Below are 12058 nucleotides of genomic sequence, written 5' to 3'. Positions count from 1 at the left end.
GACGCGGGACGCCGCGAGACCACGTTTTGGAAACAGGTATGCCGGTCCCCCGGCGTCCCTCGGCCCGGCCCCTCGCGGGGCCGATCCGTTTCGTCACGACGTCTTCTCGGCACCGGCGACCCGGCTTGTGGCAGCCCCCCTCCGGATCCGCCGCCCTGGCGGGCGGTGCGGTCCGGCGGCCGTCTGATCAGGGCGCGTGGCCCCGAGCCCGCCTCGTAGTGGGCGGGCCGTCCGCTCTCTCGGTGCGCCTCAGGGGACCGGGTGCAGCCGTGCGGCCTTGCAGCCCTGCGGCCTTCCCGTCCGAGACGCCTTGCGTCGCCGATGCGGCCCGGGGCGATGGCGAAACCGGGCCATCGACGCGGGGCGCCGTCTCCTCCCCCCGAGCCCCCCGGCCCGGTCCGCCGGGGGGCCTCCCGCGTGGGAGGCGAGTGCCCGGACTGAACCACACAATAGGAATATTGTCAATGTTTTTCGGTGGCGGCGGTGGGGCCGCCGGCGCCGGACCGGAGAAACCCGTTGCGGCTTCGTCGTGCCGGCGCCCGCTCACAGCGCCGCGCGCAACCGCGAAAACCCCGCATCCAGATCCGCCTGCAGATCCGCAACATCCTCCAGGCCGATGTGGAAGCGCAGGGCCGGGCCCTCGGGCGCCCACCGGGTGGCGGTGCGGTAGGTCCTGCAGTCGAACGGGATGACGAGGCTCTCGAAGCCGCCCCAGGAGAAGCCCATTCCGAAGAGCTCGAGCCCGTCGAGCATCGCCGCCACGGCCCGCTCCGGGGCGGGCTTCAGGATGACGCCGAACAGGCCCGAGGCGCCGGAGAAGTCGCGCTTCCAGATGGCGTGGCCGGGATCGTCGGGGAGGCCTGGGTGGAGCACGCGGGCCACCTCCGGCCGGGCCTGGAGCCACCGCGCCATGGCGAGCCCCTGGGCCCCGTGCTCGCGCAGGCGCAGGGCCATGGTGCGCAGGCCCCGCAGGGCCAGGAACACGTCCTCCGGGCCGGGACACATGGCGAAGTGCTCGAAGGTCCGGTGCAGGGCCGGCCAGTATTGCGCGTTGGCCGAGGTCAGGCCGAGGAGCAGGTCCGAGCCGCCGGAGAGGTACTTGGTCCCGGCCTCCACCGCGATGTCGACGCCGCGCGCATGGGGCGGGAACAGCAGCGGCGTCGCCCAGGTGTTGTCCATGATGACGGCGGCGCCCCGGGCGTGCACGATCTCGGCGATGGCCGGCACGTCCTGCATCTCGAAGCTCTGCGAGCCCGGGGCCTCCACCAGCACGGCCTTGGTGGTGTCGCGCATCAGGGCGCCGATGCCGGCGCCGATCAGGGGATCGTAGTACTCGACCGCGACCCCGAAGCGCTTCAGGACGCCGTCGCAGAAGATGCGGGTGGGGCGGTAGGCGGAATCGCTGACCAGCAGGTGGTCGCCGGCCGAGACCACCGCCATCAGGGCCACGGTCAGGGCGGCGAGGCCCGACGGCGTCAGCACGGTGCCGGCCGCGCCCGCGAGCTCGCTCCAGGCCTGGGTCAGCGAATCCGTCGTCGGCGTGCCGGAGGTGCCGTAATCGTAGCGCCCGCGCCGGTGCTGGAGGTCGTCGTAGGTCGGGAACAGCACCGTCGAGCCGCGATAGATCGGCGTGTTGACGAAGCCGTGCTGGGCGGAGGGATCGCGCCCCGCATGGACGAGGCGGGTGCTCGCCCCGAAGCGGGCGGGGTCGCGGGGAGGGGTGTTCGACATCGGCACCGGTGGGCGAGGGGTGAGCGTGCGGCGACCGAAGCCCGGCCCGCGCGCCGGCGTCAAGCCGGGCGGCCGGATCAGGCCTCCTCGTCCGCGCGCCTCAGGGGAACGACCGTCACGAGCCTGGCGACGCCATCGGCCTCGACTTGCCAGACCGAGCGCACCCAGGGCTCCCGGCCGTTCGGCGCGCGAAGCCGCCCTTCGAAGACGAGCTTGGTCGGGCCGTTCTCCGTCAGATTCTGCGGGCGTCCCTCCGTCCTGAGGACGTGGTCGGCCAGGGCGTCGGCAAGTTCCATCGGTCTGTCCCGGCTGAAGCCGAAGGCCAGGAAGAAGCGTGCCTTCGAGCCGCCCCGTGGATGGGAGAGGTCCAACAGGTAGTCGACGAGCTTGTTGTTGCGGATCGTGAACCGCGTCGGAGAGGCCGCCGGCCCGCTCAAGCCGCCCGGCGCCCGATCCGCTTGATTCCGGTGGCCCGAACCGTCGCGAGGGCGCCTTCGGGCTCGGCGAACTCGACCTCGTAGGCTGATCCGTCCTGCCAGACGGCCACCACGGTTCCCTCCGTGCCGGCCTGGATCAGGGTTCCGTCATCCGTCCGCGCGTCGGCCAGCAGCACGACGTCATCGAGTTCCCGGAGATCGACCCCAGGCTCGTCCTTTCGCAGGAGATAGAAGACTTCGACGGACATGGGCGAAGGATATCCGGCGGGTGCCGGCCGGACAAGCCACGCGGCCCGATCCTTTGGTCTTGGGGCCCCCTGGTCTTGGGCCCGACGCCTGGGTTCCCGGCTTGACCCCGGCCGCCGATGCCCTGCAATGCGCGCATGCGATCCCTGTCGATCCCGCTCCTCGCCGCCCTGCTCGCCGCGTCTCCGGCGCTGACCCAGACTGCGGCGCTCGCGCAAGGCGACACCCTCGCCCAGGTCAAGGCGCGCGGGCACCTCGTCTGCGGGGTCAGCGGCGGGGTGGCGGGCTTCAGCATGCCGGACGGGCAGGGGCGCTGGCACGGGCTCGACGTGGATTTCTGCCGGGCGCTCGCCGCGGCGATCTTCGACGATCCCGACGCGGTGCGCTTCATCCCGCAATCCTCGGCCGCGCGCTTCACCGCCCTGCAATCGGGCGAGATCGACGTGCTCGCCCGCAACACCACCTGGACCCTGTCGCGCGACACCGCCGCGATGAACTTCCCGGTGATCACCTTCTTCGACGGGCAGGGGTTTCTCGTGCGCAAATCCCTGAACGTCACGGCGGTGAAGCAGCTCGACCGGGCCACGATCTGCCTGCAGCAGGGCACCACCACGGAGCTCAACACCGCCGACTGGTTCCGCACCCGCGGGCTGACCTACCAGGTGGTCACCTTCGCCAACAGCGAGCAGACCCTGGGCGCCTACGAATCCGGCCGCTGCGACGCCTACTCCACGGACAAGTCCTCCCTCTTCGGCGAGCGCCTGAAGACCGCCCACCCGGAGGCGCACGTGATCCTCGAGGAGGCGATCTCCAAGGAGCCCTTCGCGCCCGGCGTGCGCCAGGGCGACGATGCCTGGCGCGACCTCGTCGCCTGGACCCACTACGCCATGCTCGACGCGGAGGAGGCGGGCATCACGCAGGAGAACGTGGACCGGCTCCGGGGCGAGACCCTGAGCCCGGACGTCAAGCGCATCCTCGGGCTGGAGGGCAAGTACGGCCAGGGCCTCGGGCTGACCGGCGACTGGGCCTACCGGATCGTCCGCCACGTCGGCAATTACGGCGACGTCTTCGCCCGCAACCTCGGCGACGGGACGCCCCTGAAGATCCCGCGCGGGCTGAACGCGCTCTGGACGAACGGGGGCCTGCACTACGGGCCGCCGATCCGGTGAGGGGGGACGGGATGGACCGCGCGTCCGGGCGGACCCGCCCCCGCAGCGGGGGGAGGGGTGCGCGGGGAGGTCGGCGCGTGCCTCGATCCCCGCGCGCCCTCGCGCTCCAGGCCCTCGTCGCGCTCGCGCTCGCCGCGCTCGCGTATGTCGCCGCCACCAACGCGTCCGAAAAACTCGCGCGCCAGGGCATCACCGCCGGCTTCGGCTTCCTCGGACGCTCGGCGGGGTTCGACATCAGCCAGCGGCTGATCCCCTACGCCGCCGCGACCGCGACCTATCTCGACGCGTTCCGCGTCGGGCTCCTCAACACCCTGCTGGTCTCGGGCCTCGCCATCGGGCTGGCCACGCTGATCGGATTCGCCGTGGGCATCGCCCGGTTGTCGCCGAACTGGCTCGTCCGCACCCTGGCGGCCACCTATGTCGAGACCCTGCGCAACCTGCCGCTGCTGCTCCAGCTCCTGGTCTGGTACGTGGCCGTGCGGGTGGCGCTGCCCGAGGCGCAGCGTCCGGCGGCCTGGGGCGGGGCCTATCTCAGCCAGCGCGGGCTGGTCCTGCCCCGCCCGGAATTTTCCGGTGTCGCCTGGCTCGTGCCCGCAGCCGTCCTGGCGGGGATCGTCCTGTCGGGCGCCTGGGCGCGCCGCAGGGCCCGCCGCGTCGAGGCCGGGGCCGCGCCCGGCCCGATCGTGGGGCCGGCCCTCGCCCTGGTGCTCGGCCTGCCGGCGCTCGCCTGGATCGGTCTCGCCCGCGCCGGGCACCCCGTGCCGGTCGCCTGGCCGGCGCCCGGTCCCTACGGACCCGAGGGCGGGCTCGGAATCCTGCCGGAATTCGCCGCGCTGCTCCTCGGGCTCTCCACCTACACGGCGGCCTTCATCGCCGAGATCGTGCGCGCCGGCCTCAACAGCGTGGCCCGGGGCCAGGGGGAGGCGGCCGCCGCCCTGGGCCTGAGCCGGGCCAAGACCTTGGCGCTCGTCACGATTCCCCAGGCGATGCGGGTGATCGTGCCGCCGCTCACCAGCCAGTACCTCAACATCACGAAGAACTCGTCCCTGGCCGTGCTGATCGGCTATCCCGACCTCGTCCACGTCTTCATGGGCACGGTGCTCAACCAGACCAACCAGGCCGTGGAGGTCGTGGCGATCACCATGGCGGTCTACCTGACCCTGAGCCTCGGCCTCGCCGCGCTGATGAACGCCTACAACCGCCGCGCGGCCCCGGGGATGCGATGAATCCGGGGTCCCCATGAGTCCGGTCTGTCCATGACCATCGTCCGCGAGACCCTGCTGCCCCCGGCTCCGCCGCCGCGCCGGACCGGCGGCCCCGTCGGCTGGCTGCGGGACAACCTGTTCTCGGGCCCCGGCAACACGCTCGCCACCCTGGTGGTCCTGGCCGGGCTGGCGCTCCTGCTGCCGCCGGCGATCCGCTTCCTCGTCACCGACGCGGTCTGGAGCGGGACGTCGGGCGAGGCCTGCCGGCCGGCGACCGCCGGGCACCCGGTGGGCGCCTGCTGGGCCTTCATCGGCGACAAGATCAACTACCTCGTCTACGGCTCCTACCCGGCGGCCGAGCGCTGGCGGCCGAACCTGTTCTTCGGCCTCGTGGCGCTCAGCGCGGTCTGGATGCTGTGGCTCGACGCGCCCAAGCGCGGCCTCGGGGCGGTCTTCGTCTTCCTGGTGGGCCCGATCCTGTCGGTCTGGCTGCTCTCGGGCGCCTCCGTCCTCGGCCTCGCCCCCGTCGCCACCAGCCTGTGGGGCGGCATGCTGGTGACCCTGGTGGTCTCGCTCGTCGGCATCGTCGCCGCCCTGCCGCTGGGCATCCTGCTGGCCCTGGGGCGGCGCTCCGAACTGCCGGTGCTGCGATACGCCTGCATCGGCTTCATCGAGTTCTGGCGCGGGGTGCCGCTGATCACCGTGCTGTTCATGGCCAACGTGATGCTGCCGCTGTTCCTGCCCGGGGACCTCACGGTGGACCGGCTGGTGCGCCCGCTCGTCGGCATCGCGCTGTTCGCCTCCGCCTACATGGCCGAGGTGGTGCGCGGCGGCCTGCAGGCGATCCCCGAGGGGCAGGGGCGGGCGGCCCTGGCGCTGGGCCTCACCCGATGGCAGGCCCTGCGCCTCGTGATCCTGCCCCAGGCCCTCAAGGTGGTGGTGCCCGGCATCGTCAACACCCTGATCGGCCTGTTCAAGGACACGACGCTCGTCTCCATCGTGGGTCTGGCCGACTTCATCCGGGTGCTGGAGGCGGCGCGTGCCGATCCGCGCTGGTCGGCGCCGACGATCCCCGCCACGGCCTACGCCTTCGCGGCCCTGTTCTACCTCGCGGTCTGCTTTTCCATGGCGCGCTACGCCGCCTTCATCGAGCGGCGTCTGGCCGCCGGCGAGCGGGGCCGGTCGTGACGGACGGCCCCGCGACCCCGGATCCCGCGACCCCTGATCTCAAGACCCCCGCCGTCGAGTTCCGCGGCGTGAACAAGTGGTTCGGCACCGCCCACGTCCTGCGCGAGGTCTCCCTCACGGTGGCGAAATCCGAGCGAATCGTGATCTGCGGCCCCTCGGGCTCGGGCAAGTCGACCCTGATCCGCTGCGTCAACGGCCTCGAGGCCCACCAGGGCGGCACGATCCGGGTCGCCGGCCAGGACCTCACCCCGGCCCGCATCCCGGCGGTGCGGCGGACCGTCGGCATGGTGTTCCAGCACTTCAACCTGTTTGCCCACCTCACCGTGCTGGAGAACTGCACCCTGGCGCCGATCCACGGGCGCGGCATCGGGCGCCGGGCCGCCGAGGCGCGGGCGCGGGACGAACTCGAACGCCTCGCCGTCGCGGATCTGGCGGACCGCTACCCCGGCCAGCTTTCCGGCGGGCAGCAGCAGCGGGTGGCCATCGCCCGCGCCCTCTGCCTCGACCCGGCGGTGATGCTGTTCGACGAGCCGACCTCGGCCCTCGACCCCGAGATGGTGCAGGAGGTGCTCGACGCCCTGACGGATCTCGCGGGACGCGGCATGACCCTGCTCTGCGTCACCCACGAGATGGGCTTCGCCCGGCGGGTCGCCGACCGGGTGGTGTTCATGGACGCGGGCCAGATCGTCGAGGTCGCGCCGCCGCAGGCCTTCTTCGACCGGCCCGAGCATCCCCGCACCCGGGAATTTCTCGCGCGTCTTCTCTGAGGGACGGGAGGCCCCGCGCTGCGGGCGCGGCCCCGGCGGAGTTGTGCCGGCGCAGGACCGTTCGCGAAATCGGACGCTCCGGTTCGTTAACGCCGATGCGCTAAATCCATCCCGGTACTCGCGTATCCGGGAAGCCCGTCCCTTGCGTATCCTGCGGAACATCGTCGTCGGCAGCGTCTTCGGCGGCAGCGCCCTGGTCATCGCCTTCGCCTGCGTCGACCGGCTCGACCATCCGGCGCCCCGGGCGGCCGTGCCGGTGGCCGCCCTCACCCGGCTCCGCCCGCCCGAGCCCACCGTGACGGGCGCGCTCCCGGCCGAGACCGGCCCCTCGATCAGCGACATCCTCGGGCGCGACGCCGTCGCCCGCCAGACCGTCACCCGTCCGCCCGTGCCCAAGGCCTCCACCACTCGCGAAACCCCTGCCCGCGAGACGGCGGGTCGGGCCCCGGCCAAGCCCGTGGCCAAAGTCGCCGCCGCGCCGGCCCCGAAGCCGGCGAAAAAAACCGCCGAGGGCTTCGACACCGAGCGCCTGAACGCCCTCATGCGCGGCGACCCCGCCGTCACCCTCGCGCGCACGCGCTGAGCCCGCCGGGCGCCCCGAGCGCCCCCGCCATGCGCCATCCCGCACGGGGCGCATCCCTGAACGCCTGCTATAAGCCGCGCCCGGTCCCCCCGCGGGCCGCGGCGAGGCCGCCGGCAAAGGGCCGGCGGCAAGGGGAGGCGGCCTTTGGGTCTGATCTACGCGCTCGGCGCCTATCTCAGCTGGGGCCTCGTGGTCCCGGTGCATTTCCGCCTGCTCGACGCCGTGCCGGCCCCCAGCATCCTGGCCCACCGCATCGTCTGGTCGAGCCTGCTCGTCGCCGGCCTGCTCGTGGCCCTGCGCCGCCGGATCCGGACCCCCTTCCCCCTGGTGCGCCGCCACGGGCTCCTCGTCCTGTCGGCCGGCCTGATCGGCGTGAACTGGCTGCTCTACCTCCGGGCCGTGCAGTCCGGGCACATGCTCGACGCCAGTCTCGGCTACTTCATCAACCCGCTGATGAGCGTCGGCCTGGGCGCCCTGGTGCTGGGCGAGCGCCTGCGCCCGGTCCAGGCCGCCGCGGTGGCCCTGGCCGCCGGCGCCGTGCTCCTGGCCGTCGCCCTGGCGGGCAGCCTGCCCTGGGTCTCGCTCGCGCTGGCCGGCAGCTTCTCGCTCTACGGGCTCGCCCGCAAGGTCGTGGGCGTCGACGCCATGGTGGGCTTCGCCGCCGAGACGCTGGTGCTCCTGCCGGTGGCGCTGCTCTACCTCGCGGCCTTCGCGCCGCCGGTGATCCAGGGCGACCCCGTGCGGGCCGGCCTGATCCTGCTCACCGGAGTCACCACGGCCCTGCCGCTGATCTGGTTCGCGGCGGCCGCCGAGCGGCTCACCCTGGCGACGCTCGGGCTGATGCAGTACCTCGCGCCCTCCTGCCTCCTCCTCCTCAGCACCCTCGTCTACGGCGAGCGGCTGGAGCCGCACCGGATGGTGCTGTTCGGGCTGATCTGGCTGGCGCTGGCGATCTACGCCGCCGACGCCTATCGCGCCGCCCGGCAGGCGCGAGCCGGCTGAGGGCCCGCGCCGGAACCCCTCGCCCCGAACCCCTCGCCCCGAACCCCTCGCCCGGATCCCCGCCGCGTGCGATCCTGGCCCCCCGGGAGGAGGTGACCCGTGCCGACCAACCGCATCACCGACATCGCCGGCCTCCGGGTCGGCCACGCCAGCGATCCGCGCCTCGCCAGCGGGGTCACCGCGCTCCTCTTCGACGAACCCGTGGTGGCGGGCGTCGACGTGCGCGGCGGCGGCCCCGGCACCCGCGAGACCGACCTCCTCGATCCCGAGCGCACCCTGGAGCGCATCGACGCCCTGGTGCTCTCCGGCGGCTCGGCCTTCGGCCTCGACGCCGCCGCGGGCGTCGTCGCCCACCTCGCCGAGACCGGGCGCGGCTTCGCGATCGGCCCGGCGCGGGTGCCGATCGTGCCGGCCGCGATCCTGTTCGACCTCCTCAACGGCGGCGACAAGGCCTGGGGCCGGTTCTCGCCCTACCGCGACCTCGGCTACGCGGCGGCCCTCGCCGCCACGCGGGCGTTCGCCCTCGGTTCCGTCGGGGCCGGGACGGGGGCGGCCACCGCCAACCTGAAGGGCGGCCTCGGCTCCGCCTCGGCGGTCGTCGCGGGCCTCGCGGCCGCCGGCGTCGCGGCCGGGGGGCCGGCCGAGAGCGGATCGCCCGTGCGGGTCGGGGCGCTGGTGGCGGTGAACGCCTTCGGCCGGGTGACGCTGGGGGAGGGGCCGCATTTCTGGGCCGGCGCCGACGAGGTCGGCGACGAATTCGGGGGCCTCGGGTTGCCCGCCGCGATGCCGGCCGATGCCTTCGCCTGGCCGCCGCGCAAGGCGCTGGCCGGGGCGAGCACCACCCTGGCGGTGGTGGCCACCGACGCCGCCCTCACCAAGGCCCAGGCCCGCCGCCTGGCCGTGATGGCCCAGGACGGCCTCGCCCGGGCGATCCGCCCGGTCCACACGCCGCTGGACGGCGACGTCGTCTTCGCGGTCTCCACCGGGCGGGCGGCGCTGGCCGATCCCGTCACCGACCTCGCCCGCATCGGCGACGCGGCCGCCCGAACCCTGGCGCGCGCCGTGGCGATCGGCGTGCATCGCGCGACGGTGCCGCCCGGATGGGCCGGGCCGCCGGCCTGGCGGGATCGCTTCGGGACGTGACCGGTTCGGAACGCGGCCGGCCGGTTCAGGCTCGGCGCGATTCGGGCTCGGCCCGGTTCACGTCTGGCCGAGTTCGGCCTTCGAATCCGCGATGAGGCCGGCGAGGCCGGCATCGACCTCGGCCCCGAGCAGGCGGCGCTCGGCCTCCGTCAGGTCGGCGGCCCAGCCGCGCTGGCCGAAGCCCTCCGCGCACTTGGCCCGCTCGGCCATGAGATAGGCCTCCGTCTCGGCGGGCTGCGTCCGCATGGCCTGGACCAGGCCGAACCAGGCCGCGCGCTCCACCACCGCGAGGCGGGCGCGCAGGCGGATCATCACCGCGCGGTCGGGGTCGACGTCGTCCATGGCGTGTCCGGTCTCCGGGAGCGCCGCGTCAGCGCCGCGGCTCGCAGCGCGTCTTCACGTAGGTGCCCTGGTCGTTGCCGTGCCCCGCATTGGCGGCGAGCACGGGCCCCTGCATCAGGCATTCCTGCAGGGTGTGGGCGGGGCCCGTGATGATGTCGAGCGCCGTGTCCCGCGAGCAATCCGGGGCCTGGACGGTGGAGGCGCAGACGAGGGCGACGACGAGGACTGGGTTCATGGGAGGATTAACTGGATCAGGCCGGCGACGCGGCAAGGGCGGCTTTTGCCGCGGGTGCAGTTTAATGCCTGCGGGGTGATGCCTGTGGGGCTCCTCGACGCCGGCCGCTCTCCGTGCCGGCCCGTGTTTCTCCTTTGTTCCGGCAGGGGCTCTGAGATCGCGTTGGTCAAGGCCAAGATACCTAGGATATCGCGCCTAGGTTCTTGCGCCTAGGACAAGAGGCTTATCCTCCGTATTGTCTTCCGAGGTGCCTCGAACGAAAGAGGAACAAAGGGGGGCTGCCGGCTCTGTCTGCGCGCCGGGTGCGGCCCCTGGCCTGTGGATGCCGGGCCCGCGCGACGGACCGGCCCGATGGCGCGCGTGTTAAGGTCTTCGTGCGAGAGCCAGGAGGTGCGGAGGACCAGCCTCCGCGCGGGAGCCGGAGCAGGCATGACGGTCGGCATCGAGATGGGTCTGAGCATGGGGCCGGGGGCGGAGCCCGCGCGCCTCGACCTCGAGGAGCTCCTGGCGACGCGTCTCCTGGTCCAGGGCAATTCGGGCTCGGGCAAGTCGCACCTGCTGCGGCGCCTGCTGGAGCAGAGCGCCGGCGCGGTGCAGCAGGTGGTGATCGACCCCGAGGGCGACTTCGTCACCCTGGCGGAGGCCTACGGCCACGTGGTGGTGGACGGCGCCCACGGGGAGGCCGACCTGCAGGCCATCGCCGCGCGGGTGCGGGCGCACCGGGTCTCGGTGGTGCTCACCCTGGAGAGCCTCGACATGGAGGCGCAGATGCGCGCCGCGGCCGCCTTCCTGGGCGGGCTGTTCGAGGCCGAGCGCACCCACTGGCACCCCGCCCTGATCGTGGTCGACGAGGCCCAGATCTTCGCGCCGGCGGCCGCCGGCGACGTCTCCGACGAGGCCCGCAAGGCCTCGCTGGGGGCCATGACCAACCTGATGTGCCGGGGCCGCAAGCGGGGCTTGGCCGGCATCATCGCCACCCAGCGCCTGGCCAAGCTCGCCAAGAACGTGGCGGCCGAGGCCACCAACTTCCTGATGGGGCGCACCTTCCTCGACATCGACATGGCCCGCGCCGCCGACCTCCTCGGCCTCGACCGGCGCGGGGCCGAGCGCTTTCGCGACCTGTCCCGGGGCGAGTTCGTGGCGCTGGGCCCGGCCCTGAGCCGGCGGCCCCTGGCGCTGCGCATCGGCCCGGTGACGACCTCGGCGCGCTCCGGCTCGCCGAAGCTCGTGCCGCTGCCCGCCCCGGCGGATGCGGACCTGCGCGCCCTCATCCTCACCCGCTCGCCCGACGAACCGACCCTGGCCTGGGCGCCGGCGCCGCGCACGCCGCCGACCCCGCGCGCCACCCCGGCCGATCTGATGCGCGAGCTCAGCGCCTACCGTCCGGAGCCGGTGGAGGCGCCCGAGCCGATGAGCGAGGACGAGATCCGCGCCGGGCTCGACGCGGTCCTGCGCGGCATCGCCGCCGACCCGGATGCCGGCGGCCAGCCGGTGGCGGTGGTCTACCAGGACTTCCTCGTGCGCTGCCGGATGCGCGGCCTCGACGGCGAGGCGATCAGCCTGGCGGCCTTCCGCCGCCGCCTCGGCGTCGCCCGGGCCGGGTTCGACGGGGCCGACGTCGCCCCGGACGAGGCGGACGGGCGCTGGGAGGAGGCGCAAGGGGTCGCCGCCACCCTGCCGGACGAGGTCCAGGGCCTGTTCCTGCTGCTGGCCCGGGCGGCCCTCGCCGGCGAGCCCTGTCCCGGCGACGAGGCCCTGGCCCGGGCGATCGGCAGCCGCTCGCCCGGCCGGGCCCGGCGCCTGCTCGCCTATGTGGAGACCCGCGGCACCATCGTGTGCCGCATGGATTACCGCGGCAACCGCATCGTCGCCCTGCCGGCCCTGGCCTGCGAGACCGGACCCGGTGATCCGAAGGCGCCGGTCGAGGCCAAGTCCGGCGCCGCGGCCGCGGCGCCGCCGGCCGCGGAATCCGGCCTGCCGGGCCTGTTCGCCGCCGAGTAGGCCCGCGGG

General features: G+C 73.8%; 13 protein-coding genes. 8 read left to right on the top strand and 5 right to left on the bottom strand.

The genetic code is table 11. The features are described from left to right. Positions 1-543 precede the first annotated feature (543 nt). The 3 genes from metC to ASG51_RS21445 form a co-directional block, all read right to left on the bottom strand. The gene (metC, locus tag ASG51_RS21455; RefSeq protein ID WP_056275086.1) at positions 544-1731 is read right to left on the bottom strand and encodes a cystathionine beta-lyase; all 1188 of its coding nucleotides are present in this window, start codon (positions 1729-1731) and stop codon (positions 544-546) included. Positions 1732-1808: 77 nt separating this feature from the next. Beyond that, positions 1809-2168, bottom strand: a complete 360-nt coding sequence (locus ASG51_RS21450) for a DUF6883 domain-containing protein (protein WP_244476433.1) — start codon at positions 2166-2168, stop codon at positions 1809-1811. Then, complete coding sequence (locus ASG51_RS21445) at positions 2165-2416, bottom strand: DUF4926 domain-containing protein (protein WP_056222016.1); 252 nt, start codon at positions 2414-2416, stop codon at positions 2165-2167. The genes ASG51_RS21450 and ASG51_RS21445 overlap by 4 nt, the downstream gene beginning before the upstream one ends. A gap of 135 nt (positions 2417-2551) precedes the next feature. Here ASG51_RS21445 and ASG51_RS21440 point away from each other — a divergent pair, with 135 nt between their 5' ends. The 7 genes from ASG51_RS21440 (at position 2552) to ASG51_RS21410 (ending at position 9471) form a co-directional block, all read left to right on the top strand. Beyond that, entirely contained in the window at positions 2552-3583 is a 1032-nt protein-coding gene (locus tag ASG51_RS21440; protein WP_056349762.1) for an amino acid ABC transporter substrate-binding protein, read from the top strand. Positions 3584-3660: 77 nt separating this feature from the next. After that, on the top strand, positions 3661-4809 hold the full coding sequence (locus ASG51_RS21435; RefSeq protein ID WP_244480220.1) for an ABC transporter permease subunit: 1149 nt from the start codon (positions 3661-3663) through the stop codon (positions 4807-4809). Positions 4810-4839: 30 nt separating this feature from the next. After that, on the top strand, positions 4840-5976 hold the full coding sequence (locus tag ASG51_RS21430) for an amino acid ABC transporter permease (protein WP_056382929.1): 1137 nt from the start codon (positions 4840-4842) through the stop codon (positions 5974-5976). A 68-nt stretch (positions 5977-6044) separates the two neighbouring features. Beyond that, positions 6045-6743 carry an amino acid ABC transporter ATP-binding protein gene (locus ASG51_RS21425; protein ID WP_244472583.1) on the top strand — a complete coding sequence of 233 codons (699 nt, stop codon included), beginning with the start codon at positions 6045-6047 and terminating at the stop codon, positions 6741-6743. 142 nt (positions 6744-6885) lie between these two features. Continuing rightward, a complete protein-coding gene (locus ASG51_RS21420) occupies positions 6886-7326 on the top strand; it encodes a hypothetical protein (protein WP_056222033.1) in 441 nt (146 codons plus the stop codon). A 144-nt stretch (positions 7327-7470) separates the two neighbouring features. Further along, the gene (rarD, locus tag ASG51_RS21415; protein WP_056222036.1) at positions 7471-8328 is read left to right on the top strand and encodes an EamA family transporter RarD; all 858 of its coding nucleotides are present in this window, start codon (positions 7471-7473) and stop codon (positions 8326-8328) included. A 99-nt stretch (positions 8329-8427) separates the two neighbouring features. After that, a complete protein-coding gene (locus ASG51_RS21410; RefSeq protein ID WP_056382927.1) occupies positions 8428-9471 on the top strand; it encodes a P1 family peptidase in 1044 nt (347 codons plus the stop codon). Between the two features lie 57 nt (positions 9472-9528). Here ASG51_RS21410 and ASG51_RS21405 read toward each other — a convergent pair whose 3' ends face one another. Then, positions 9529-9813: a hypothetical protein gene (locus tag ASG51_RS21405; protein WP_056382925.1), complete on the bottom strand. Its 285-nt coding sequence runs from the start codon at positions 9811-9813 to the stop codon at positions 9529-9531. Positions 9814-9841: 28 nt separating this feature from the next. After that, a complete protein-coding gene (locus ASG51_RS21400; protein ID WP_056222048.1) occupies positions 9842-10048 on the bottom strand; it encodes a hypothetical protein in 207 nt (68 codons plus the stop codon). Positions 10049-10477: 429 nt separating this feature from the next. Here ASG51_RS21400 and ASG51_RS21395 point away from each other — a divergent pair, with 429 nt between their 5' ends. Then, positions 10478-12049: an ATP-binding protein gene (locus ASG51_RS21395; RefSeq protein WP_056222051.1), complete on the top strand. Its 1572-nt coding sequence runs from the start codon at positions 10478-10480 to the stop codon at positions 12047-12049. Positions 12050-12058: the final 9 nt, after the last annotated feature.

The organism is Methylobacterium sp. Leaf465, from assembly GCF_001424705.1.
In the GTDB taxonomy this organism is placed as follows: domain Bacteria; phylum Pseudomonadota; class Alphaproteobacteria; order Rhizobiales; family Beijerinckiaceae; genus Methylobacterium.
The sequence above is the reverse complement of the archived record's forward strand: the minus strand, read 5'-3'. Positions and strand labels throughout refer to the sequence as shown.